The sequence below is a fragment of the Methylophilus methylotrophus DSM 46235 = ATCC 53528 genome (genome assembly GCF_000378225.1).
Taxonomy (GTDB): Bacteria; Pseudomonadota; Gammaproteobacteria; order Burkholderiales; family Methylophilaceae; genus Methylophilus; species Methylophilus methylotrophus.
The window spans coordinates 122,622-145,521 of record NZ_KB905144.1 but is presented as its reverse complement, the minus strand read 5'-3'; the positions used below and the strand labels follow the sequence as shown (position 1 = coordinate 145,521).

Below are 22,900 nucleotides of genomic sequence, written 5' to 3'. Positions count from 1 at the left end.
CTCAGGTATCAGGATGCGTGACAAAATGAATCAAACTAAGATTCGGATACTGCAGCGTCAGTTTAGACAAACAGGCTAATACCCAACACGGCTGCCAAGGCGATGCCTATCGCTAACAGCAGGAAAATAAAGAAAAACACTTTTGAAATCGTGGCGGCGCCAGACTCAATACCTCTAAATCCCAGCAAACCGGCGATAAAAGAAATGACAAGAAACAGCAGCGCATAATAAAGCATCAGTGAGTCCTTTCGTTGAATACGATGATGTTGGCATCATAAAAGGCCGGTGCGGTTTGCCATATCGGATATTGACTAGATGAGAGGTCAGAATGTACCTACGCGATGTCTATTGTTGCCATGATTCAATCGATACTCAGGAGATCAAAAACAAAGCCCCCTTACGCCCAACGCGGAAATGCGGGTATATTAATAATGTTTTTTAATAGCGTGGCTAACATGACTCAGAGTGAGTATGTGAGTGTGCACTCACTGTTGGGTGGGGATATAGCTGCGGTTATTCATTTTGACGTTGAAGTATTATGAAAGGAGGAGGCTTATGTGGTTGGATCATCGGTTGCATATATTCGGGCGCCCATTATCAATATTAGCGCTCAGTCTATGGATGCCGTTGTCAGTCTTTGCTTCCAGCGATAGTGCTAAAGTGATCAGCACGCCGGTGCAAAAAAACATCAACAAAGCCGAGACCAGGCAAAAAGTGGTCGCGCTACTCAATATGGATGAAGTCCTGCCGGACTGCCAGCAACAAGTGGCGATGGCAAAGGTGAAAACAGTGCTTTACAGTGAAAGCGGTTTGACCCCAGAAAAATTCGAGGTCGACTGGCGCGGAAGCAAATTTCATATTGCTACCAATGTCGGTGAAAATCCTGTGTTGTCAATGGAAGAAATCCAGGCCGCCCATCAATTTATTAAAGTTGGCAAGCGTTACCTGATTCATTTTCAACTATGCGGCGATGGCAGCCAGCACAGTTTGATTAATATGTATGCTGAACAGGAGCCCGTGCGTCCCGCCCGTAAAATCAAGACCTAGAGCCTTCATTCCCATTTCACAAACGCTGACCAACTCGTCCTGCAGGGATTGGTCAGTTGGCCGGATGTGTTTGTGATGAAAGTGGTTTACATATGCAAATAATGCACACCACGTGGATATGAGCGTATAGTGTTTTTATTCATTTATACAGCCTCATTGAGTTGAATGATCGTATGAGGCTGTTTCACATCTCTTTGTAATTGCTTCAAAACTTTCTCGTGCTTCCTGAGTAGTTCTTTACTTCCGCGGCATGCGTTTGTAGACGTTTGGTTTTAAAACGTAATACGCAACAAGCAAGGGCGTCCTGGAGGCTACTATTTCATCCTTTTTCGCCCGCTTCAACCCATTCAAAGGAGCAGGTCATGGATAAAAAAGTGTTTTTCAGTGACAGGGGAGTCATCATCAGCGACAGCCGGTTTATAGCCAGTGGCTACATATACAACATTGCAGACCTTAGCTCGGTCAGGTTAGGCGTGATCAAACCGCCGCGCTGGTTAGCCATGTATAGCATTGGAGTAGGTGTGGTACTCTTGCTCACAGAGGGGGCATTCTTTGTAGTTGGTGGTTTCCTGATTGTGCTTGGTATCATGGCCGGGCTGTTTGCGAAGACCCGGTACGCTGTCATTCTCAGGGCTAAAACAGGTGAACATAAGGTATTGCAGGACAAAAATGCGGACTACATCGCACAGGTAGTGTATGCGCTGGATGCTGCGATGATCAATCGGGGTACGCCATCAAGAATAGAGCCAGTCAGGCATATGCAGGATCGTTTTGGTACACTTGCCACCGGTATCACCTCTCATTGAATGAGAGCAGTGGAGGTAGGCTCTATATTGCGCTGACTGGTTGCCAGTGCGTTTGAGTGTCTATCATTTTACTCATCTTCACTGAAGGCATCATGAAAGTCAATCAGCTCAATCACGCCTTTTCTGCGCATATTGCCGATAAAAGCGATGCCGTCACGCGTCATTGGGTTTTCCCCGGACTGCCTGCCTTCGCGAACGTTCCCGTTAGCCCGTAGTGGTCTATGGAACACCTCTTTGTGATAGCGCAGTGCCGCTTCACCTATGCCAATTCTTTTGCATTTTTCAAGATCCAATACGCTGACCAGGAAGCTTTCCGCGCCTTTTGCCTCCTGAAGGCGCTTTAAATCTATCACCCCAAGCGGTTCTTTTTCTCTAAAAACCAGGATTTCCTCTCCCGTGTCATCTATCCGGATCAAATAGGCTTGACCATCTTTTGCGATAAATGTTTTTTGATGCATGGGCGTCCTTTCTACAGATTGATTCAACTTCCTTAAAGCGCAGTATAACGCGTTAACCAGACGTCTCCTGTGACTCAGTCGTGTGTGCAGATCTTAACATTTGAAAATTCAGTTCCATATCATGTAATTACGCGTATAGTGGGTTTTATCATTCTTTAATAAAGACCCCTCCTGCAGTCTTCGGGCCTTAAGCTTTTCCGGTAGTTGTTTAATACCCCCCCCCGTGCTACTGAGTGCGTACACTTCCACTTTCGTCGCATATTTTTGCATCATAGTTTTAAAGCCTAACACGCAATGCGTGGGCGCTATAGTGGTTGTGAGTTATTCATCCATTCTTCGCTTCGCTTTGGTTACCAAGGATTTACCAAGAATGGATAAAAAGGTTTTCTTTAATCAGTATGGCGTGACGGTGTCTAAAACGCGCTTTATCGTCAGGGGACAACTTTACGAGATCAATAAGATTTCCTTCCTGACTTATCAACGATTGAAACCTAATCGCTGGTTTGCAATGGCATGCATGGCGATTGGTGTGTTGCTGGTGCTGGATGAAGGCGATTTATTCGCCTTTGGCGGTTGTTTGATTTTATTGGGCATTGTGGCATGGGTAGCCGCCAAACCTAAATATGCCGTGATGCTGACCATGCCTGAAGGTGAAGTCCAGGCGTTAGTCAGCACAGATTTGCCGCATGTGGAAAGAGTGATCCAGGCCTTGAATACTTCCAGGGGGATGCATGACACGCAAGGTGCTGAGCCAGTGAGGCCAGCAGATAAAGGCAATCATTTCAATCCTCTGACGCCACCTGCTATGGAATAGTGTATGCATTGAACCTTTGAAGGATCTCCAAAGGTACCTTGCCCCTCTTGCGAAAGCGAGAGGGTTTTTTTACGAGTTTCTCGCGTGGACTTTTCGCTCTTTGAGTGTCTTTACATGCTGGTTTTACATGATCTTTCATACGACCCGCTTTGACAGAAAATACTGACAAAAATATCAGAATAAAACACCTTTTTTCGCGATTGCGCTTTATATACATTCTTGGCATTTGCACGATTTTCATGATGCCACGCTATCAATCATCTCTCCAGGAGGTAAGCCTTTATGCCCACTGCCAGCGCACAACCACTCCACCATTCTGTGACCGACCCTCTGCCTGGCATGGGGGCTATCCCGCATGCCGATGGGGTCGCTTTCCGCGTGTGGGCTCCCAATGCACAAAAAGTATCTGTGATTGGCTCATTTAATGATTGGCAAGCCGGGGTCGATGAGTGTATCAGCGAAGCAAACGGCTATTGGTATATCAATATCAATAATGCCGAACCGGGCGATGAATACAAGTTTCACCTGGTCAATGGCGAGCAGCAATTACAACGCATAGATCCTTACGCCAGAATCGTCACCAATTCGGTTGGGAATGGCGTGATCCCTGCGCTGGATTTTTTTGATTCACCCCTTACCCCATTTGAAATGCCCGCCTGGAATGAGTTGGTGATTTACGAGTTGCATATTGGGACCTTTAACGCCAAAGACGGCCATGTTGGGACATTTGACACAGCGATTGAGCGGTTGCCACATTTGAAAGCGTTAGGCGTTAATGCTGTTGAGGTCATGCCAATCGCTGAATTTGCTGGTGATTACTCCTGGGGTTATAACCCGGCACATCCTTATGCAGTGGAGAGCGCTTACGGTGGGCCTGAGGCATTTAAGCGCTTTGTCGCCACGGCACATGAGATGGGCATCGCGGTGATTGTAGACGTGGTTTACAACCACTTTGGCCCTTCGGATATCAGCCTGTGGCAGTTTGATGGCTGGCACGAAAATAATAAAGGTGGCATTTATTTTTATAACGACTGGCGTTCGTCCACCCCGTGGGGAGATACCCGCCCGGATTATGGCCGCGGTGAAGTGCGCAAATATATTTTTGATAATGCCATGATGTGGCTGGACGATTACCACGCCGATGGGCTGCGTTATGACATGACGCTCTATATCCGGAGCGTAGAAGCCAGCGCACAAAACCTGATTGCCGAAGGCTGGAGCCTGCTGCAATGGATTAACAGTGAAGTCGAAGCACGTCATCCCGGCAAAATTACCATTGCAGAAGACCTGCAAAATAGCGCAGAACTCACCTTGAAACGTGAAGATGGTGGTGCACACTTCGGCACGCAGTGGGATGCCGGTTTTGTGCATCCTGTCCGAGCAGCCCTGATCGAAATGGATGACGCCAACCGCTCCATGGCGGCTGTGCGCGATGCCATACTTAACCAATATAACCATGATGCTTTTCAGCGCGTGATCTATACCGAATCGCATGACGAAGTCGCCAACGGTAAGCAACGACTAGTCTCGGAAATTGACCCCAGCGAACAGCCCGGACGCTATGCCATCAAGCGCTCTTGCCTGGGCGCTGCCCTGGTCATGACGGCTCCAGGCATTCCCATGCTATTCCAGGGCCAGGAGTTTTTGCGTGACCAGTGGTTCCGCGATGACAGACCCATAGATTGGCATAGGGCAGAAGAATATGCCAGCATCACCACCATGTACCGTGACCTGATTAACTTGCGCCTGAATAAAACAGGATGCTCAGCGGGGCTCACTGGACAGCATACCGCGGTTTACCATGTGAATGACAATGATAAATTAATCGCCATGCATCGCTGGAGAGAAGGTGGTGTCGGTGACGATGTCATCGTCATATTCAATTTTGCCGAAGGCCGTAAAGAGAATTATGTGATTGGTCTGCCTCATGGCGGAGAATGGAAGTTACGTTTCAATAACGATGCCGGGCTATATAACGAACAGCTGGACGAGACTCCTTCCGGCGATATCACAGCCAATGAAGAAGGGCGCGACGGTTATGACTTCTCTGCAACTATCACCATCGGTGCCTATGCTTGCCTGATTTATTCGCAGGATCAATGACAGCGCTTTAACTCTGTAATTAGCCGGCATTCATGTGGCTAATTCAAATAATAAAATCATGGCGTTCGCTTTATATTGATGGCAAATATCAAGCCCAATTGAGATAGGAGGCGTCATGGCGGTAAACGGTGTGAGTGCATACAGTGCCAATCAGGTTCAAACGGCAACCAGCTGGCAGCAAGCCAAACAGAATATCGTTTCTCTCGATAGCGCATTGAAATCAGGCGACCTGAAGGTGGCTAAAGATGCGTTCTCAAAGCTAAGCCAGTTAAAAACTATCGATAGTAATAGTCCTCTTTTCAAGATTGGCCAGGCGTTGCAAAAAGACGATATTCAGTCTGCCTGGCAGGTGGTGAATCCAGCGCAAACCGGGTCAAGTGATCTGACCACGCCTCTAGCCTGGCAACAGCTGACCAAGCTGGCCTCTGGGGCTGATACCAATAGCGCCGTGTCAGTAAACAACAAGCTATCCAGCCTGCTTAATTATTTGTCTGCGGGCGATACTGGTGCCACTAACAATAGCACCAGCTATACATCGGGGATTATTAACCAGGTGTTATCACAAATTAATAACAGCAGTGCCAGTTCTAAAGTTTCACTAGGGAATTCTGCTTCGGCAGAAAATGTAGAGTTATATACGCAGTTAGCACAACAGGTTAAGAATAATCCGCAATTGGCCTCGTTGCTGGTTGAGCGCCTCAAAGCGCAATCGTCTAATGGCGTATTCAGCTATCTGTAAAGCTGCCTTTCATGCATAGCTGCGCATGAATATGTCCAGACCGTCACGATCATCAAAATGGCTGCCACGTAGGGCAGCCATTTAATCTTCAGGGGTTTAGCGCCCAACCCTTAACTCATCAGTTTTTCTTCCAGCTCTTTCAACCGGCTTTCCAGCGCTGCAATCTTCTGATCACGCTCCCTGATCGCGGGGATGACATCCTCTGCCTTAAGCAGTTGAGGAATATGCTTGTGGCAATTTGCATCCCAGGCTTTGAGGGTAAACACAATCACGCGCTCGACTTTTGCTGCATAGTCTGGCGAGGATACGCGGGCGGTTAACGCAGGGTCGTCCGTCACCACTTTTGCTTCTCCCCAGATTTTGACGCGTTGTGCATTGGCGTAATCCATTAAAAATAACTGGGCTTTGGGATTTTCATCCAGGTTGCCAGCGGTGATGTATTGCTTGTTGCCGGCATAGTCGGCAAAGGCAAGTGTATGCTCATCCAGCACGTGCAAAAAACCAGGCGGGCCGCCGCGATGCTGCATATAAGGCTGCCCTTGGGCATTGGCGGTGGCCATGTAAAAGCTGGTTTGCGCGGCAATAAATTCTGCCAGTATCGGTGTCACACGCGACTCCCAGCCGCGTGAGGCTTCAAAGTTTGCATAACCTGCCCTGGAGCCATTTTCCTCTTGCCTGGCTTTGACTGACGGTGTGAATACCACATCACTCGGTGACACTAAAGTTGAAACCAGTCTGGCAGTCATGATTTTCTCCTTGGTTTGTTTACGCATGACCAAATTTTAGTCAATAATGGTGGCGAGAAAATCGTGGCTAGCCGCAATACATTATTTCATCAGGAGAAATACTATCGATCAGTTTCACTTAATGCGGGTGTTTGCCAGCGTCGCTGAAGAAGGCGGGTTTGCGGCGGCTTCACGCAAGCTGGATCTTTCACCAGCCGCAGTGACGCGGGCCGTGGTGGCGCTCGAAGAGCAATTGGGCGCCAGGCTGTTGCAGAGAACCACGCGCAATGTGCGTTTTACGGATGCAGGCCGTCAATACTACGAAAATGTGCGGGCCATCCTGACAAGCATTGCAGAAGCCAATGAGGCCGTGGCAGAAAGCAATGCGACGCCGCGCGGTACGCTCTCGATCACGGCGCCTGTGATGTTTGGGCGCATGTTTGTCATGCCCAGTGTGATTGACTACATGCAACGTTATCCGCAGGTGAAGTTGATTGCGCATTTAGTCGATCGCGTCACTAACCTGGTGGATGAAGGTATGGATGTGGCGATCCGTATTGGTCACCTGCCTGATTCCGGCTTGCGCGCCATTAAAGTGGGTCACGTGCGGCGGGTTTTGTGCGCATCGCCAGGCTATCTAGATAAGTTTGGGTCACCTGAGCACCCAGCTGAGCTGGCTCAGCATTCGATTATCTCCTCTAGCCATGTTTCGCCACAAACCGAGTGGCGATTCAATGCTGAAAAAGAAGCTTTATTGGTCAGGCTGGATCCACGATTGACGGTCACCAGCAATGATGCGGCACTCTCGGCCGCCGTGAGTGGATTAGGCATCGCGCGCTTACTTTCCTATCAAGTATGGAGCGAGGTTGAGAAGGGTTCTTTGCGATTAATACTGGAAGCGTACGAAGAAGAGCCATGGCCAGTGCATGTCGTTCACCGGGAAGACAAGTTAGGTTCTTCCAAGGTCCGGAGCTTCATAGACAATATTGTCGATAGCCTGCGTAGTCATACAAAATTAAATCCCAAGTAAGATTTGCTTAGCAAAACAACCCAACTCATCCGTACATGGTGTTTGCTGGTATAAGCATGCGGAAAGCAGGCTTTATGCTTGGCGACTAACTCTATTCACCTACACAAGAATCAGCCCTTTCACACTTACCCCTTACTGGTGTTGACCTTAAGGTTGAGTCTCATATCCCTCATTTGAAAGTACATTTGGAGATTCACTATGGAACTGAAATCTGATTTAGAAAATACCAGTCACTCTTTGAAAAGCAGCTTAGACCCGTCCTCCACCCATGCATTGGAAACACCTGAACCACAACCTGAACCCTATTCGGATGATTTCGAGGCTGATCCAACGGTGCCTGACCCTATTGATCCGGAGCTTATTAACACCCCAGGGTTAAACCCCGAAGATGAAGATGAAACGCCAGGAGGCACAGATCCTGGATTAGACCCGGAGGAGCTTCCTGACTCAATCAAACCGGATGCTGGTCACCCTGCTCCCGATGATCTGATCAAGGAGGAAATAGATTCGGGTGTGCGTGACCGCAATCGTATCAGTAATCCGGATGCCGGGATTTAGAATGGTCATTTAGGTTGATAGTAATAAAGCCTTACATCCCGCTCAGTGGCCTCCGACAGGCAAATGAGATTGCTACGGATAGTGAAAAAAATTGATGTGATATCTAATGCAGGGGCAGTTCAACAAATGATATCCAGTCGTTTTTTTTTAACTTTTAGGAACACTGACATGAACAAACTATTGATTACCTTATTATTCTCTGCCTTTGCAATGACCACTTACGCTGCGGATACAGACAAACAAACTGACGGTGCTGAATTAGGCACCAATGAAACGCCGCAAGCGCAGGATCAAAGCAAGAGTAGTCCTAAAAAATCGTCAGATAGACAGATGAAAAAGCATCACTCGAACAAACGAATGAAAAATAATCAGCAAAATACAGGTGCTTCAGAGAATAATCCATTGCAACCCACTGAAGCGGAGCCAGCGCCAGGCGCATCTCATTAATCAATAAAAAACGCTTAAAGCACTCTTTTTTTGATTGAGTCTTTAAGCGTTTGCTTTGTGATATCAATCCTGCTGTTGTCTGTGGTGATAGATCATATTGATTTAAGCGTGATACAAGCTGGATTCATGAAAGCTTAAATCACATCAACCACTTTCAATTGCCTGGACTCCCCATTAGGGAAAGGCCAGTCGATTTCTTGCCCTACTTTCAATCCAATTAAAGCTGAGCCGACTGGGGAGATGACGGAAATCTTGCCCGATTTGAGGTCGGCTTCTTCAGGGAAACATAATTCTATTTCTCTCTGCAAGCCGGTGCTTTTATCCAAATAGATTACCCTGGAGTGCATTCTGACTACGTCATTAGGCACTTTGTCTGCTGAAACGACAATCGCCCTGTCCAATTCATCTCTCAACAATTCATCATGTATAAGAGAAGATAAGCGGGCATAGTCCTTATCAGACAATATTAGGTTTTCAGCTTCCATATGCATTGCAACGAGTTCAGTACGTAAAGCTGAAAGAGTAATCTGTTTAAAGTGGAAAGATTAGCCTGTTGAAGTGAATATGACTGTTTCCAAAATGGCTACAATTCTTGCAGGGTCATTAATCTAACCTTTTATTCTTTATCCCAGTACGGTTCTGCGCCAAAGCGCTCAGACAAGTAGTCAATAAATACCCTGGTTTTCAGTGGCAGGTTCCGTTTGGGCAGATACAAGGCGTAGACGTGTTGTTCGATGGGAATATATTCAGATAAGACAGATTTCAGCCGTTTGGCCTGTAAATCCTTACCAATAATAAAGGTAGGTAAAAGCGCTAAGCCAAAACCACCCAGAACCACTTGTGACAAGGCTTCATCGTCATTAATGCGCAGCCTGCCAGCCACATTCACCGTGACCTCCCCCTGAGGTCCATTGAAGCGCCACAGTCCTTTGTCTCCTGAGTGAATATAGTCCAGGCAGTTATGATGAATTAAGTCCTGTGGAATATTGGGTATGCCATTGCGTTCGAAATATTTCGGGGTTGCGCACAGATTTCGCCTAATAGGCGCTAACTTTTTAGCGATTAAGCTGGGTGGTAAGTCCCCGGTAACCTTAATCACAACGTCGTAGCCTTCCTCGGTCAAATCCACTAACCGGTCGGTGATAGTCATATCGATTTCCAATTGCGGATACCTATCCATAAATTCACCGATGGCAGGGGCGATGTGCAAAGTACCAAATGCGACAGACGTTGCTACTTTAAGCACTCCCTTGGGTTGCGCATTCAGACTTTCAATCATTTGATGCGCTTCTTCAGCTTCGTAACTGATGCGGGTGCAATAGTCATAAAAGCTTGCGCCGATCTCGGTCAAGCTGAGGTGTCTGGTGCTGCGATTAAGTAGGCTGGCCCCTAAGGATTGTTCCAGTTTGGCCACGGCTTTGCTCACGGAGGATTTGGTCATCCCCAATTTCCGAGATGCAGCTGAAAAGCTTTGCTCATTCACAACATGCGCAAAAATGATCATCAGGTTTAAATCATACATCGCCTGATTGTATCTTAAATGGAAACAGTTAAATGCGATTTAAAGGGCTAATTTTATATATTGGAATCTATAACATAGGGCTTGGGTTAAATTGAGAAATGCAGAACTTAAGGAGGAGCCATGTATCACGCAATTTCTAATACAAAAATATTCGTGTTTGTTTATCTCATCCTTTTAGTACCAACGTATTTGGGCTTGGCTGATTCAGGTGTTATCGGCACCGGTGCCATTATCTATATTCTGTCCATGACCGGAATATTCGCAATCTGTCGCATACGAGGGGAGATGATAGCCAAAAAATGGCTAGTGCTTATCCCTCTTGTTGGGTTCGTATTAGATTTGATGCCTGCCTTCTCTACCATTTCTTTTACAACTTATTTATATCATCTGCTCGCCCTGATCTTAGGGGTGGCTTGTCCAATCACGGCAACTTTAAATAGTCGTTATGAGGTGACGTAAATTTGTCACGAAGTTTACAGCTGACTCTTCACGCGCTGGCAAGACACCCTTACGTTTCCACAATATCTGTGGATAAGACGGTGGATTGCATCTTAGTAAAGCAGCTAACTATATGACGCGCATGCACTTTGATCGATTGAGTAATATTTGTGCCCAGATGATTGTTTGAATACAACGCCTGCCTATGAGTGTCGTCGCTGGTGAGTGTGTTAGTAGCCTATTTTGCGTGTTCCTGCTGTTAAAGCGGGAGTGAAGATTGCAGCGGGTGATCAGGCGTAGTCCCTGTCACCACCTGTACAGTGTCTCCAGCACGCAACATACCACCCCTCACAATCCGTGCCGTGACGCCGCCATGTCCCCGCATGGCGTTATAGCCACCTGCACCCAGCACCTGCTCCATGCGTGAGCAGGGCTCACATGGCCCGGTCACTTCCATGACGACATCGCCTATCACCAAGTGCATGGGCTGGTCTTTAAATAATGCTTTGGCCGCCAGCAGGTTGAGGCCGGAGACAATCAGGTTGCGCCTGAGTAATGCCGGATCAATCGCTGCGTGACCAGTCAGCGCTGCAATCACGGGTAAATGCTCTGCTTGCAATAAGGTCACTTGCCGTTTGCTGCCATTCGGCTGCGATGACGCGCGCAAACTGGCGCGATCCCCTTGCAGGCCAAGGTTGGCAAGGGCCAGGACTTGATTTGCTGACAAACAAGGCTGACCACGCTCTGGGCGCAGGTAAATGACATCCAGTTGTCCGGCTTGACTAAAGTGTTGCATCAATTGACGCAGGTTGGCGGTTTGCATGGGCTGAACGGTATCGTAAAAATGAGCGTCGATTCACTTATAAAGCTGAGGCTAATAACGTAGCGGCGATGGCGCCAATGATGACAACCAGCCAGGGCGGAAGCTTCCAGAACATCAACATTAAAAAGGCTAGCAATGCCAGACCGAAATCTTGTGAGCTGAGAATTGCACTTGTCCAGACCGGGTTGTAGAAGGCAGCGATCAACAACCCGACCACCGCTGCATTAATTCCCAGCATCGCACGTTGGATCGCGGGATATTGACGAATGGATTCCCAAAGCGGCAGCGCACCCAAGACAAGCAAAAATGCTGGCAAGAATATAGCAGCCAACGCAACCGCACCCCCTAGCAAGCCATTGGGTTCCGAATTTGACACCGCTCCTAGGTATCCAGCGAAAGTGAATAAAGGGCCCGGCACCGCCTGTGCAGCACCATAGCCTGCCAGAAATAAGTCATTGGATACCCATCCTTGTGACACCGTTTCTGCCTGTAAAAGTGGCAAGACGACATGGCCGCCACCAAATACCAGTGAACCGGCCCTGAAATAGCTGTCAAACATTGCGATCAGATGGCTGTCATAGCCATCATTCATGACCGGAATCAATAACAGTAATGATATAAAAACCGAAAGTATGATGATTCCGTTTGTCTTGCTGATGGGCACTTGCATAGGTTGATGAGGCAAGCGATGGTGATGTTTTAGCCACAAGCAGCCGACGATTCCTGACAGGATGATTACACCTAATTGCGAGTACAAGCCTGGGGCACAAGCCACAATCATTGCTGAAATAACAGCCAGCGCTGCTCTCCTGGCGTCTGGGCAAAGCGTCTTGCTCATTCCCCAGATGGCTTGCGCAACCACGGCCACTGCCACCACTTTTAAGCCATGCAGCCATGGTCCTTCGGAGAGACCGCTGACATGGGTGAGCAATCCGGCAAACATCACCAACGCGATAAACGATGGCAACGTAAAGCCCAGCCACGATGCAAAAGCGCCAGCGACGCCGCCGCGAGATAATCCGATGGCAATGCCCACCTGGCTGGAGGCTGGCCCGGGCAGAAACTGGCAAAGAGCAACCAGGTCGGCATAAGCATGCTCAGTGAGCCATAGACGCTTAGTCACAAACTCCTCCCGAAAGTAAGCCAGGTGCGCGATGGGGCCACCAAAACTTGTCAGGCCAAGCTTGAGGAAGATGATAAAAATATGAACAAGAGAGCTTTGGGCATTCTCGCTATTTGATGACTGGTCTGACGTACTCATGTCATTTATTTTTTAGACAAAAATGCATTATAACGCATCAATATTTCATGCATTTTAATGGGTTGGAGCGGTCTGTATTGTCTCTAGATGACGCGTTTAACCTTGGCCGGCGTCTTCACTTTTTCGATGTCCATCACGGCAAAAGAGATGCTTTGTGGCAGAGGATTATTCGCCAGTGGTACCAAACTCAACCGGTGTCTTGATATAAGAAATATCGACTTTTTCTGCTTTCAACAGGCTAAATAGTTTTGCGGTCTGTTCTTCACTGGCCGTGACTACAATTTCTTGTGGCTGATCACCCAGTTCAAAAAAATGTCCGGCATGGATTTTCTTATCCCGTCCGAATCCTTCACTCGCCGCAAAAATGGTTGCACCACGGATGCCTAACTCTCTTGCCGACAGCATCAGTCATTCACTCAACATTTGATTGTCATGCTTTTGGTCCAGGCGAGTAAAAAAGGTGATTTGAAAACCTTGCATAACGGCTCCATTCGATACGTGACAACTGAATTAGTGACGTGACAACTGAAAAGAAACAAACCCCAAAAAGGTCAGTAATACAGAGCCGACGATGTGCACCAGCGTGGTTCTGAGTGCCCAGAGTATCTGGCTGTTTTGCAGTTGGGTAAATACTTCAGCAGAAAAGGTGGAAAAAGTAGTTAATCCGCCACAAAATCCAGTGATAATCAATAAACGTGCTTCTGGGGAAAGTTGAGGCACTTGGGAGAAGTAAGCAATGGCAAACCCGATAATATAAGCGCCGATTAAGTTGGCGGACAGGGTTCCGAGCGGTAGTGCAGGAACCAGGCTGTTCAGCTTGAGGCCTAATTGCCAACGAAGTAGAGCCCCGAGCGAGGCCCCCACGCTAATTGCAATCACAGATTTCCACATAGTTTGTTACCGTAGATGAAACAATGAATATAACAAAAATAAAGCCTATCCAGTAGCATTGTATTTCCGGGGGAAGGGGTATAGTATTCGAAACAGACAGACCTGTCTTGCATTGATTCTTTTTAAAATATGACGGCATTTAACAGTGCGCTTGGAGTGAAATATGAATGATGTTGCAGATGTAGTTCAAACCTTTCATGGCGGTTGTCCGCATGATTGTCCCGATACTTGCGCAATGCAGTTTCATGTCAAAAACGGCGAATTGGTCTCGGTATCAGGGAACCCTGATCATCCGATGACGCGAGGCGGGTTATGCGTCAAATTAAAAGATTACGAAAAGCGCCATTATCATCCCAACCGCCTGCTCTATCCCATGAAGCGAGTAGGGCCCAAAGGCACGAATCAGTTTGAGCGCATCACCTGGGATGAGGCCCTGGATACCATTGTGGATCGATGGCAGTCATTGATCAAAGATACCGGCCCCCGCGCCATATTACCCGTTAGTTATTTGGGCAATCAGGGGCTGGTGCATGGACTCAATGGTGGGGATGCCTTTTTCAACAGGCTGGGTGCCACCGTTTGTGAAAGAACCTTTTGCGGTGAAGGCTCCTGTACTGCCTGGTTGCTGACCGTTGGGCCGACCGCCGGCGTGGATCCCGAAAGCTTTATCCATGCCAATTTTATTGTGATCTGGGCCTGTAACTCTGTCTCCACCAATCTGCATCACTGGCATATTATTAAAGATGCGCAAAAACGAGGCGCGAAGATCGTCGTGGTGGATTCGTTCGCTTCCAAAACAGCAAAAGAAGCCGATTGGCATATTGCCCCCAGGCCAGGGACCGATGGCGCGCTGGCCATGGCGATGATGCACGTGATCATTGCAGAGAATTTGGTCGACCATGATTATGTTGAAAAGTATACCGTGGGCTATGCCGAGCTGGTGGAAAGAGCTAAACCCTGTACACCTGAATGGGCAGCAGACATCACAGGCATTCCCGCGGACCAGATTCGCCAGTTTGCCCGCGAATATGCGACGACGCCTCCGGCTGCCATCCGCATTGGCGTCGCGCTGGAACGCAATTATGGCGGTAGCCAGGCGATACGCGCAGTGACCTGTTTGCCAGCGCTTATCGGCGCCTGGCGTCACGTGGGCGGTGGTGTGCTGCAATTCCCGGTTTGGGAGCATCCATACAAATTTGATGTGATTTGCAGGCCGGATTTGATCCCTGAAGGCACGCCAGTCGTCAATATTCTGCAATTAGGCAGGGCCCTGCTAGGCGAAACGCCGTTAGAAGTGCCCATTAAGTCTGTCATGGTGTGGAATACCAACCCTGTGACCCAATCGCCCGAAACTGACAAAGTCATCGAAGGGTTGAAGCGCGAAGACCTGTTTACCATCGTGGCAGACCATTTCATTTCAGATACGGCGTCTTATGCGGATATTGTCTTGCCAGCAGCGATGGGTGCGGAACAGGAAGACATGATCTTATCCTGGGGACATCTATACCTCACCTACAACACCAAATGTATAGAGCCTCCCGGCGAAGCCTTACCCAATAATGAAATATTCCGCCGCTTGGCCCAGCGTTTGGGCTTCGAAGAAGACAATTTCAAATGGAGTGACAGCGAGTGCCTTGAACATTATGTAGACTGGAATTCGCCCGCCTGCAAAGGGATAGACCTCAACTACATGCGTGAGCATGGGTTTGCAAGACTGAATGTAGGCACAAAAGACGACCGCGCCCCGCATCGCGAGGGGAACTTCCCCACCCCGACCGGTAAATGCATGTTCATGGTCGAAGGCGCCAAAAATTTTGTCGCAGGCCCCTTCAGGCAGATGTATGACGGTTTTCAACCGGGTGAGGATTTAGACCCATTGCCAGCCTATGTGCCCAGTCGGGAGACTGCTGAGACTAATACAGCGCTGGCGGCCAGGTTTCCTTTAAACATCATCTCCCCAAAAAGCCATGGCTTTATCAATTCCTCATACGCGAATATGGAATCCAAACTCCGTGTGCAAGGCGAGCAATACCTCATGATCAACCCGGTGGATGCACTCGCGCGGGATGTTCAGGATGGCATGATGGTCAAGACCTATAACGATAGAGGCGCTTTTGAAGCGGTCGCCCGTGTCACCACAGACGTGAATCCCGGCATCGTGGTGGCCACGTTGGGCTATTGGCGTCAACTCAACAAGGGGACGGTGAACTGTATCAGCTCTGCCGAGTATGGAGACATGGGCCACTCCAATACGTTTAGCGATAATCTGGTTGAAGTCGAACTAGTTTGAACGTTTTCTTTTCATAGGCATGCTACACCTCATTATCAGGTTTCTATAGAACTCTAAGAAGAAATTTCTGTATTGATTATATGGACACACTGACACAATCGACGCATGCCTCGGAGCGCGAAACATCCCCGCCATTATTCATTGTCCTGAACGCGGGTTCAGGCGATAAAAATGCAGAGACAGTTGCAAATAAACTAGCTGAAATATTTTATGCGGACAAACAGCCTTATGAGCTGTTCCTATGCCGTCGGCCGGGAGATATCTCCGACATGACAAAGCAGGCTGTCGAACTGGCAAGCCATCGCCATGGCGTGGTGGTTGCTGCAGGAGGAGATGGAACGATTCGGTATATCGCGCAGGCAGTACTGGCTGCCGGCCTGCCATTCGGCATCGTGCCCTTGGGGACCTTCAATTATTTTGCGCGTGACCAGGGAGTGCCCCAAGAGGTTGAGCAAGCGGCGGATGCCTTGATGACAGGTATGCGTGAGGGCAATGAACGTCAGGTGCAGGTAGGGCAATTGAATGATGAGGTCTTTCTGGTGAATGCCAGCCTGGGTCTTTATCCGCAATTGCTGGCAGACCGCGAGGTATTTAAAAAGCAGCACGGACGTAGCCGCATGGTGGCGAAATGGGCGGCACTGGTCACCATATTAAAACGCGATATCAAAATGCGGTTACGCATTGAGCATACTGGCGGAGAGCAGAAGAGTGGAGAAAGTGTCATTCCTGCTTCCACCATATTTGTCGGTAACAACTCACTCCAGCTGCATGATGTCGGCCTGGCATCCGAATCGCAACATGTGAAAAATGGCCAGCTTGCCATTATTGCGCTACCGCCGATGACAATATTCAAACGCATCGCCTTTGCCTTTAGAGGCATGCTGGGGCTTTTGCGCAAAGCGCCTGAGTTGACACATTTTGCCTGTCGTCAGCTGGTGGTGGAACCGCTACGGCTGCGTAAGCCTTACGTAAAAGTAGCGATGGATGGCGAAGTTTCCCAGATGCGTCCACCTTTAACATTCCGCGTGGGTCCACAGTGTTTGCGCTTGATCGTGCCCAAGTCAGCCAGTGAACAGTCAGGGACCGAACAGTGAGCGTGATCCTGCATCTTTCCGACCCGCATTTTGGCACCGAACAGCCGCACGTGACGGCTGCGCTATTGCAGCTTGCCCAGGAGTTGCGCCCTGATATCGCTATCCTGTCAGGCGATATCACCCAGCGGGCAAAACGCGGACAATTCGCTGCCGCGCGCAGTTTTATGGAAGCATTGGCGGCCCCGGTGAAGCTGGTGATTCCCGGTAACCACGATATTCCGCTGTTTAATGTATTCGCGCGTGTTTTTAATCCTTATGGTAACTACCGTCGCGTATTCGGAAAACAGCTTGAGCCGCTATTTTCCAGTCAGCATGCATTGGTGATTGGCGTCAATGCTACCAGGCCATGGCGCCATGCAGATGGCGAAGTCTCGGCGAAACAGATTGAACGGGTGGCGCAACAGTTACGAGGTGCTTTGCCAGAGCAGTTACGTATCGTGGCTGTCCACCAGCCTGTTTACGTTGAACGCGAAAGCGATCTCGAGAATCTGCTACATGGTCACCAACAAGCAATCAAAGCCTGGGCAGCGGCGGGGGTGGACCTGATTTTAAGTGGGCATATCCATCTGGCTTATATCCGAAATCTTGCAGAAGAAACGGATGGCCTGACACGTTCGGTCTGGACTCTCTCCGCCGGTACGGCCATCTCCAGCCGTATACGCGAAGGCAAACCGAATTCAGTAAACTTGATCCGCTATGAGCCAGAGGCCTCGTCGCGTCACTGCCAGGTTGAGCGGCTGGATTTTGATGCCGCTACCGCGCGCTTCATCACAGCAAACACCCAGGTGCTGGCGCTTTCATAAAGATAGGATATCTCGTTAAATGGTAACAGCCCCCTGGCTCATTGCTAGCAGTATTTTCCTGGCAGTTGCGGGCATAAGCATTCTAATGCTGGTCTGGATGTGGCGAATGATCACCCTCTATCAACCAGTCATCTCCCATGCCCCTCTATTCACTTACAGTGAGGAGAGATATTCATCGCGTGATTACCAGCGGCTGCGAAGATTAGGTTTTATCTTACTGGCTAGTGCAGGTACGCTGTTTGCGTTGATTGCTGAAAATGTCGTTAACGCAGGCGCGTTGACGATCGTCGATCAGGATATTGCTCAATGGCTGCATGCGCATAGCACGACGTTGCTCACACAATGCCTGCTGGTCATCACCCATCTGCATGATCCCTGGGTCCTGAGTCCGGTGGCCGGGTTGATCACGGTATATTACATCTGGAAAAAACGCTGGTATGCAGCATTGTCCGTCTTCCTCGTAGTGCAAGGTGCAATGTTGCTGAATCTGCTGGCAAAGCACGCATTTCAGCGAGACCGACCTAACTTTGATGATCCGCTTGTCACAATTGCCACCTACAGTTTTCCAAGCGGGCATGTTGTTGCCAGTACGGTTTTTTATGGCACATTGGTAGCATTGCTGATTTCACAAAAGCCTGCCCTTCACCGGGCTATTTATATTTTGCCGATAGCGGTTGCGATGGTCATTCTGGTTGCGTTTAGTCGGATGTATCTGGGCGCTCATTATTTGAGCGATGTGCTGGCAGCATTTTTAGAAGCAGAGATTTGGGCAGTATATTGTGCGCTGAATTTTGTTCTTGGGTGGTCATATACTAAAACGGTCGTCTAATCATGTTTACGTATGTACCAGTTTGCGCTCTCCAAGCGCCTTGAGGTTCTGACATGAATCAGAACTTCAATATATAGCGCGTCATTATTGTAATTTGTGAGCGGGCGATCTATCTTCAACCACACTGTCAGGCATAAAATCTCTAAAACTATTGAAAGATAGGGTTTATTTTTAATGCTGAAAGTTTAATGTTATATTCGAAATGCCTATAGCTAATTGAGTTACATTCCATTTTGTTTGGATCATGAAAAAAAACATTAATAAACAATCTCGTACCAAAGAAATAGATGTTGATACAAAAACCAAATTACTTAATGTTGGTTTGGAGTTAATTGGACAGAATGGTATTGAGGGTACCTCTTTAAGAGAGATTTCGCTTAAATCAGGTCAAAATCTTGCGTCGATCAGTTATCACTATGGAGATAAGCTTGGATTATATTCGGCGATTATTCAGCATGTTTCAAATGAGTATAAAAGTATTTTAGATGCACTTTCAACAGAAATTGACGAAAGACTTAATCTTGCAGCATTCGAACCAGAGGAAGTAATCAATTACATAAAACGGCTATTACAAACCCTTGTTGAAACCAGTTTAAGTAAAGAAAGTGCTTTTTCCTCAGGTATTAATATCCTGCTAAGAGAGCAAATCCATCCAACAGATGTTTTTCCGATAGTTTATTTAAATACTTATCTTCCTATTCAACGTCTTATCGGAAAGTTGCTATCAGTTCTTTTCAAAAAAGATCCGAATCACCAAGAGGTTGTTTTGTTTAGTTATACGTTGTTGGCGTTGTCGATGTTTTATCGTACCAACAAATACAACATTCACAAGGCAATGGGCGACACTTCTTTAAGTAAATCAGACACCGAAAAAATTATCCTGATGGTATTGAGTCAAGCGGAAGTCATCCTCAGAGCTAAATTGAATACAGACCAATAATTACAAGCCTAAAAAAGGCGATCAAACACTACCCTTTATAAAATTATTAAGTGGTGTAAGTCCTAGTGGTATAAGGCTTATTTGTTCTCATCCCTTTCATAAGATATCGCGATAATTCTTATTTGGAAATTGATCTCCGTCAATTTATTTTATTGTGATTGTTGTGTAATGGTAAAAATCAAACGTTTGTTTGAATTGTCGTTTAATATTAAGCCAAGTAAAAATAAGGTTTTATAGCATGTCGTCCAATATTTATGATTTTAAAAAGATACAACAGATTTTGAAGGCAAAGAATCAAGGCAATATCGAGTCTCTTGATCCTGATACGAAATTTGAGAGTGATTTAAATATGGATTTATTATTACGAGCGCTTAGCCGACCAGATCACAGAGTTATTTTTGAGCAATATGTCAAACGGATGACTGATCTTTCTGAAGAGTTTGGTCTTTTAACCAAAGAGTTTAATGACGCCGTTGTAAAAATCATTGAAGATGAAAACAATTTGGAAAATTGATCTACTCTCCCTTGTCTTCCATTCACTTCTTCCACTACGTTCAATTAATTATTTTCATCGTTTTAAAATAAGAGTAAATTCACATTTTTAATCAAACGTTTGATTTTTATTTTATTGGTTATATTTTTCACAAGTTTTTGGGGGACCAATAGAAGCATCGATCTGCAAGTAATAGCCCCGTTGCCTGCCTATGATTCAATTTTATAAAGCCAATGATTTTTATTAATGATCCCTTAATAAAGAACTGAGACTTTTTTGTGAAGATAAACACTTTCTCGTCATTAGACACCTTACTTTTACAAGAGGTAATACAAAACGCTAGTGTGGGAATAGTTTTGTATGACGAGAACGATCATTGCATTTTTAAAAACAAGCTATTTGATTTATTGTTCTCCCTTCCTGCAAATTTCCAGAACCTCGGCTTCAAGTTCCAAGATTTTATTGCGCACTGTTTTGCGCGAGGAGATTATGGTGAGGAGCACACGCTGCAGCAGGTGTTGGATTTTTGTGAAATCCGGATGAAGTCAAAATCTCCAATGCGTATTGAACGAAGACAAGCTAGTGGAGAGTGGCTGGAAATTAAGTACTTACCGCTGAGTCTTGGCAGATATATGTTTACTTACCATGATGTCACTTCTGCCAGAGTGAATGAAGAAAAAGCCCGCCGCTTTGAAAGTATCATCCAAGCGTCTGAAGACGCTATCGTTATCAAAGATTTAACCGGGAAAATCATCAGCTGGAATCCTGGCGCTAAACGAATATTCGGTTATGAAGCTGAAGAAGTCATAGGCCAAAACATTTCTATCCTGTTTCCATCCGATCAAAAAATTGAATCCAGAGATATCCTTGAATTGGTCAGTCGTAATGAACGGGTCAAAACTGTGGATGCCGTCAGAATTAGAAAAGATGGCAGCACTATTCATGTTTCAGTAAGCATTACCCCCGTTTTTGATAAATTTGGAAAAGTCACCAGCGCATGCAGCATAGCCAGGGATATACAAGACCGAATTAAAGTACAAAACGATCTAGAGTTGGCACAGCAGGTATTTGTAAGCGCAAGCGAGGCAATCATGGTTTGCGATGAGAACAATAAGGTTGTTTCAGTGAATCCTGCGTTCTCAAAATTAACGGGATACGAAGCCTCGGAAATATTAGGTAAAACACCCAATTTGTTAAGTTCTGGCAGCCATGGCCATGATTTTTATGCCGCGATGTGGGAGGAAATATTAAAAACGGGCCATTGGGACGGGGAAATTGTTAATCGAAAGAAAAACGGTGAACTCTTCGTAGAATGGCTAAGAGTAAGTTCAGCTTTTAAGCAAGATGGATCTTTACATCGCAGAATTGCCATTTTTTCTGACATTACCGAGAAAAAGCAAACTGAGGAGAAGATTTGGATGTCTGCCAACTATGATCAATTAACCCAGTTGCCAAATAGAAATTTCTTTCAGACAAAACTAAATGAGCAAATTGCAATTGCAAAGCAGCATGGCTCAGGCTTTGCATTGTTGTTTCTTGACCTCGATAAGTTCAAGGAAGTAAACGATACATACGGGCATATATACGGCGATAATTTACTCAAACAAGTCGCCCAACGCATCACTGCATGCGTAAGGGTAGCCGATTTTGTAAGTAGGTTGGGTGGTGATGAATTTACCGTGATATTACCTGGATTGGTTAATACAGATAAAATTTCCGAGATCGCTCAAAAAATATTAAATTCTCTGCGAATGCCTTTTGATTTGGATTTGCACGATCATGAAGAAACATTTATTTCATGCAGTCTGGGGATTACATTGTTTCCCAGAGACGCAAACAATCATATTGATCTGATCAAGCATGCTGATCAAGCAATGTATCTTTCAAAAAGAAGTGGCCGTGATTGTTATAGCTATTACGCAATTGATCTAAACACTGAGGCACTGGAACGACACGAATTGTTGAATGATCTACGTTCTGCGATATTGCTGAATCAACTGGAGATGTATTACCAACCGATTGTTGATCTACAAACTTTCCAAATCAGAAAAGCAGAGGCGCTACTGCGGTGGAATCATCCTGAGCAAGGGATACTTCTTCCCGCGCAGTTTATGAAACTGGCCGAAGAAACAGGGTTGATTCATGACATCGGAGACTGGGTTCTCCGGCAAGTAATAAGACAGTCGCAACAAATCAATCATTGTCAAAAAACGATTGCGATTCAGTTAAGCATCAATGTTTCACCCATCCAACTACATGCCAAGAATAATCATCTGCAACAACTTGCCAATGAGGAGCTAGCCAATACCAATATTTTATTGGAAATTACAGAAAGCGCCTTGCTTAATATTGATGACTTGTTAACCAATACAATGTATTTGTTCAGGGACAGAGGCTTGGAGGTTGCAATTGATAATTTCGGCACGGGTTATTCTTCATTGGATTATCTAAGAAAGTTGGATATTGATTACCTAAAAATTGATCAAACGTTTGTTCGTGAATTGGGTGTGAGTAATGCAGACAACTCACTCTGCGAGGCTATTATTTCAATGGCTCACAAATTGAATATAAAAGTGATTGCTGAAGGTGTTGAAAGAAAAATACAACACGATTTATTGGTCGGTTTCGGATGCGATATGGCTCAAGGCTATTATTATTGTAAGCCATTGAGAATGCAGGAATTCTTAAAGGTTTCTGAACAGGGTGTGCTAACTGTAGAAAATGATAAAGCAGCATTAAAAGTAAAGCAGATCTAACGGCTATTTGGTTTGAAAAACCATATTGATGGT

The 22,900-nt window shown here is 46.6% G+C and carries 25 protein-coding genes; 16 read left to right on the top strand and 9 right to left on the bottom strand.

Annotated elements, in window-relative coordinates; translation table 11 throughout:
• Positions 1–62 precede the first annotated feature (62 nt).
• Complete coding sequence (locus F463_RS14810) at positions 63–236, bottom strand: DUF1328 domain-containing protein (protein WP_018987103.1); 174 nt, start codon at positions 234–236, stop codon at positions 63–65.
• A 319-nt stretch (positions 237–555) separates the two neighbouring features.
• Between F463_RS14810 and F463_RS0110785 the strand changes: the two genes are divergently transcribed.
• Both F463_RS0110785 and F463_RS14510 read left to right on the top strand, forming a co-directional pair.
• Entirely contained in the window at positions 556–1,047 is a 492-nt protein-coding gene (locus F463_RS0110785) for a hypothetical protein (RefSeq protein ID WP_018987102.1), read from the top strand.
• 362 nt (positions 1,048–1,409) lie between these two features.
• Positions 1,410–1,853 carry a DUF6232 family protein gene (locus F463_RS14510; RefSeq protein ID WP_018987101.1) on the top strand — a complete coding sequence of 148 codons (444 nt, stop codon included), beginning with the start codon at positions 1,410–1,412 and terminating at the stop codon, positions 1,851–1,853.
• A 68-nt stretch (positions 1,854–1,921) separates the two neighbouring features.
• Here F463_RS14510 and F463_RS0110775 read toward each other — a convergent pair whose 3' ends face one another.
• Positions 1,922–2,311: a hypothetical protein gene (locus tag F463_RS0110775; protein WP_018987100.1), complete on the bottom strand. Its 390-nt coding sequence runs from the start codon at positions 2,309–2,311 to the stop codon at positions 1,922–1,924.
• A 370-nt stretch (positions 2,312–2,681) separates the two neighbouring features.
• On the opposite strand from F463_RS0110775, the gene F463_RS14350 reads away from it, so the two are divergent.
• From F463_RS14350 to F463_RS0110750, 3 genes are all read left to right on the top strand, one after another.
• A complete protein-coding gene (locus F463_RS14350; RefSeq protein ID WP_018987098.1) occupies positions 2,682–3,125 on the top strand; it encodes a DUF6232 family protein in 444 nt (147 codons plus the stop codon).
• A 282-nt stretch (positions 3,126–3,407) separates the two neighbouring features.
• Entirely contained in the window at positions 3,408–5,228 is a 1,821-nt protein-coding gene (locus F463_RS0110755; RefSeq protein WP_018987096.1) for an alpha-amylase family glycosyl hydrolase, read from the top strand.
• A 115-nt stretch (positions 5,229–5,343) separates the two neighbouring features.
• The gene (locus tag F463_RS0110750; protein ID WP_018987095.1) at positions 5,344–5,967 is read left to right on the top strand and encodes a hypothetical protein; all 624 of its coding nucleotides are present in this window, start codon (positions 5,344–5,346) and stop codon (positions 5,965–5,967) included.
• Between the two features lie 110 nt (positions 5,968–6,077).
• Here F463_RS0110750 and F463_RS0110745 read toward each other — a convergent pair whose 3' ends face one another.
• A complete protein-coding gene (locus tag F463_RS0110745; protein WP_018987094.1) occupies positions 6,078–6,713 on the bottom strand; it encodes a pyridoxamine 5'-phosphate oxidase family protein in 636 nt (211 codons plus the stop codon).
• Between the two features lie 121 nt (positions 6,714–6,834).
• Between F463_RS0110745 and F463_RS0110740 the strand changes: the two genes are divergently transcribed.
• From F463_RS0110740 to F463_RS0110730, 3 genes are all read left to right on the top strand, one after another.
• Positions 6,835–7,722: a LysR family transcriptional regulator gene (locus F463_RS0110740; RefSeq protein ID WP_018987093.1), complete on the top strand. Its 888-nt coding sequence runs from the start codon at positions 6,835–6,837 to the stop codon at positions 7,720–7,722.
• A 198-nt stretch (positions 7,723–7,920) separates the two neighbouring features.
• Positions 7,921–8,280, top strand: a complete 360-nt coding sequence (locus F463_RS0110735) for a hypothetical protein (protein WP_018987092.1) — start codon at positions 7,921–7,923, stop codon at positions 8,278–8,280.
• Between the two features lie 168 nt (positions 8,281–8,448).
• Positions 8,449–8,727 (top strand): hypothetical protein, encoded by a 279-nt coding sequence (locus F463_RS0110730; protein ID WP_018987091.1) that lies wholly within the window; start codon positions 8,449–8,451, stop codon positions 8,725–8,727.
• A 134-nt stretch (positions 8,728–8,861) separates the two neighbouring features.
• Here the strand turns inward: F463_RS0110730 and rnk are convergent, their stop codons facing one another.
• Complete coding sequence (gene rnk / locus F463_RS0110725; protein WP_018987090.1) at positions 8,862–9,212, bottom strand: nucleoside diphosphate kinase regulator; 351 nt, start codon at positions 9,210–9,212, stop codon at positions 8,862–8,864.
• A gap of 131 nt (positions 9,213–9,343) precedes the next feature.
• Positions 9,344–10,249 (bottom strand): LysR family transcriptional regulator, encoded by a 906-nt coding sequence (locus F463_RS0110720; protein ID WP_018987089.1) that lies wholly within the window; start codon positions 10,247–10,249, stop codon positions 9,344–9,346.
• A gap of 120 nt (positions 10,250–10,369) precedes the next feature.
• On the opposite strand from F463_RS0110720, the gene F463_RS0110715 reads away from it, so the two are divergent.
• Positions 10,370–10,708 carry a hypothetical protein gene (locus F463_RS0110715; RefSeq protein ID WP_018987088.1) on the top strand — a complete coding sequence of 113 codons (339 nt, stop codon included), beginning with the start codon at positions 10,370–10,372 and terminating at the stop codon, positions 10,706–10,708.
• 238 nt (positions 10,709–10,946) lie between these two features.
• On the opposite strand, the gene F463_RS0110710 is transcribed toward F463_RS0110715, so the two are convergent.
• The 4 genes from F463_RS0110710 to crcB all read right to left on the bottom strand — a co-directional run bounded on the left by F463_RS0110710 (position 10,947) and on the right by crcB (position 13,662).
• Positions 10,947–11,510: an MOSC domain-containing protein gene (locus tag F463_RS0110710; RefSeq protein WP_018987087.1), complete on the bottom strand. Its 564-nt coding sequence runs from the start codon at positions 11,508–11,510 to the stop codon at positions 10,947–10,949.
• Positions 11,511–11,547: 37 nt separating this feature from the next.
• Entirely contained in the window at positions 11,548–12,771 is a 1,224-nt protein-coding gene (locus tag F463_RS0110705) for a chromate transporter (protein ID WP_018987086.1), read from the bottom strand.
• A gap of 165 nt (positions 12,772–12,936) precedes the next feature.
• Positions 12,937–13,176, bottom strand: coding sequence for a DUF190 domain-containing protein (locus F463_RS14505; protein WP_018987085.1), 240 nt, complete (start codon positions 13,174–13,176; stop codon positions 12,937–12,939).
• Positions 13,177–13,281: 105 nt separating this feature from the next.
• Complete coding sequence (gene crcB, locus F463_RS0110695) at positions 13,282–13,662, bottom strand: fluoride efflux transporter CrcB (protein WP_018987084.1); 381 nt, start codon at positions 13,660–13,662, stop codon at positions 13,282–13,284.
• A gap of 163 nt (positions 13,663–13,825) precedes the next feature.
• Here crcB and F463_RS0110690 point away from each other — a divergent pair, with 163 nt between their 5' ends.
• The 7 genes from F463_RS0110690 (at position 13,826) to F463_RS14330 (ending at position 22,867) form a co-directional block, all read left to right on the top strand.
• On the top strand, positions 13,826–15,952 hold the full coding sequence (locus F463_RS0110690; protein ID WP_018987083.1) for a molybdopterin-containing oxidoreductase family protein: 2,127 nt from the start codon (positions 13,826–13,828) through the stop codon (positions 15,950–15,952).
• Between the two features lie 80 nt (positions 15,953–16,032).
• Positions 16,033–17,046, top strand: a complete 1,014-nt coding sequence (locus F463_RS14340) for a diacylglycerol/lipid kinase family protein (RefSeq protein WP_018987082.1) — start codon at positions 16,033–16,035, stop codon at positions 17,044–17,046.
• Complete coding sequence (locus F463_RS0110680; protein WP_018987081.1) at positions 17,043–17,849, top strand: metallophosphoesterase family protein; 807 nt, start codon at positions 17,043–17,045, stop codon at positions 17,847–17,849. The genes F463_RS14340 and F463_RS0110680 overlap by 4 nt, the downstream gene beginning before the upstream one ends.
• Before the next feature lie 19 nt (positions 17,850–17,868).
• Positions 17,869–18,678, top strand: coding sequence for a phosphatase PAP2 family protein (locus F463_RS14335; protein ID WP_018987080.1), 810 nt, complete (start codon positions 17,869–17,871; stop codon positions 18,676–18,678).
• Between the two features lie 244 nt (positions 18,679–18,922).
• Positions 18,923–19,618, top strand: a complete 696-nt coding sequence (locus F463_RS0110670; RefSeq protein WP_018987079.1) for a CerR family C-terminal domain-containing protein — start codon at positions 18,923–18,925, stop codon at positions 19,616–19,618.
• A gap of 238 nt (positions 19,619–19,856) precedes the next feature.
• Complete coding sequence (locus tag F463_RS0110665; protein ID WP_018987078.1) at positions 19,857–20,132, top strand: hypothetical protein; 276 nt, start codon at positions 19,857–19,859, stop codon at positions 20,130–20,132.
• A 257-nt stretch (positions 20,133–20,389) separates the two neighbouring features.
• The gene (locus tag F463_RS14330) at positions 20,390–22,867 is read left to right on the top strand and encodes an EAL domain-containing protein (protein WP_018987077.1); all 2,478 of its coding nucleotides are present in this window, start codon (positions 20,390–20,392) and stop codon (positions 22,865–22,867) included.
• Positions 22,868–22,900 lie beyond the last annotated feature (33 nt).

What these genes read in the sequence shown, in the direction of transcription:
- F463_RS14810 (WP_018987103.1), bottom strand. Translation starts at nt 236, where the DNA reads ATGCTTTATTATGCGCTGCTGTTTCTTGTCATTTCTTTTATCGCCGGT.
- F463_RS0110785 (WP_018987102.1), top strand. Translation starts at nt 556, where the DNA reads ATGTGGTTGGATCATCGGTTGCATATATTCGGGCGCCCATTATCAATA.
- F463_RS14510 (WP_018987101.1), top strand. Translation starts at nt 1,410, where the DNA reads ATGGATAAAAAAGTGTTTTTCAGTGACAGGGGAGTCATCATCAGCGAC.
- F463_RS0110775 (WP_018987100.1), bottom strand. Translation starts at nt 2,311, where the DNA reads ATGCATCAAAAAACATTTATCGCAAAAGATGGTCAAGCCTATTTGATC.
- F463_RS14350 (WP_018987098.1), top strand. Translation starts at nt 2,682, where the DNA reads ATGGATAAAAAGGTTTTCTTTAATCAGTATGGCGTGACGGTGTCTAAA.
- F463_RS0110755 (WP_018987096.1), top strand. Translation starts at nt 3,408, where the DNA reads ATGCCCACTGCCAGCGCACAACCACTCCACCATTCTGTGACCGACCCT.
- F463_RS0110750 (WP_018987095.1), top strand. Translation starts at nt 5,344, where the DNA reads ATGGCGGTAAACGGTGTGAGTGCATACAGTGCCAATCAGGTTCAAACG.
- F463_RS0110745 (WP_018987094.1), bottom strand. Translation starts at nt 6,713, where the DNA reads ATGACTGCCAGACTGGTTTCAACTTTAGTGTCACCGAGTGATGTGGTA.
- F463_RS0110740 (WP_018987093.1), top strand. Translation starts at nt 6,835, where the DNA reads ATGCGGGTGTTTGCCAGCGTCGCTGAAGAAGGCGGGTTTGCGGCGGCT.
- F463_RS0110735 (WP_018987092.1), top strand. Translation starts at nt 7,921, where the DNA reads ATGGAACTGAAATCTGATTTAGAAAATACCAGTCACTCTTTGAAAAGC.
- F463_RS0110730 (WP_018987091.1), top strand. Translation starts at nt 8,449, where the DNA reads ATGAACAAACTATTGATTACCTTATTATTCTCTGCCTTTGCAATGACC.
- rnk (WP_018987090.1), bottom strand. Translation starts at nt 9,212, where the DNA reads ATGGAAGCTGAAAACCTAATATTGTCTGATAAGGACTATGCCCGCTTA.
- F463_RS0110720 (WP_018987089.1), bottom strand. Translation starts at nt 10,249, where the DNA reads ATGTATGATTTAAACCTGATGATCATTTTTGCGCATGTTGTGAATGAG.
- F463_RS0110715 (WP_018987088.1), top strand. Translation starts at nt 10,370, where the DNA reads ATGTATCACGCAATTTCTAATACAAAAATATTCGTGTTTGTTTATCTC.
- F463_RS0110710 (WP_018987087.1), bottom strand. Translation starts at nt 11,510, where the DNA reads ATGCAAACCGCCAACCTGCGTCAATTGATGCAACACTTTAGTCAAGCC.
- F463_RS0110705 (WP_018987086.1), bottom strand. Translation starts at nt 12,771, where the DNA reads ATGAGTACGTCAGACCAGTCATCAAATAGCGAGAATGCCCAAAGCTCT.
- F463_RS14505 (WP_018987085.1), bottom strand. Translation starts at nt 13,176, where the DNA reads ATGCTGTCGGCAAGAGAGTTAGGCATCCGTGGTGCAACCATTTTTGCG.
- crcB (WP_018987084.1), bottom strand. Translation starts at nt 13,662, where the DNA reads ATGTGGAAATCTGTGATTGCAATTAGCGTGGGGGCCTCGCTCGGGGCT.
- F463_RS0110690 (WP_018987083.1), top strand. Translation starts at nt 13,826, where the DNA reads ATGAATGATGTTGCAGATGTAGTTCAAACCTTTCATGGCGGTTGTCCG.
- F463_RS14340 (WP_018987082.1), top strand. Translation starts at nt 16,033, where the DNA reads ATGGACACACTGACACAATCGACGCATGCCTCGGAGCGCGAAACATCC.
- F463_RS14335 (WP_018987080.1), top strand. Translation starts at nt 17,869, where the DNA reads ATGGTAACAGCCCCCTGGCTCATTGCTAGCAGTATTTTCCTGGCAGTT.
- F463_RS0110670 (WP_018987079.1), top strand. Translation starts at nt 18,923, where the DNA reads ATGAAAAAAAACATTAATAAACAATCTCGTACCAAAGAAATAGATGTT.
- F463_RS0110665 (WP_018987078.1), top strand. Translation starts at nt 19,857, where the DNA reads ATGTCGTCCAATATTTATGATTTTAAAAAGATACAACAGATTTTGAAG.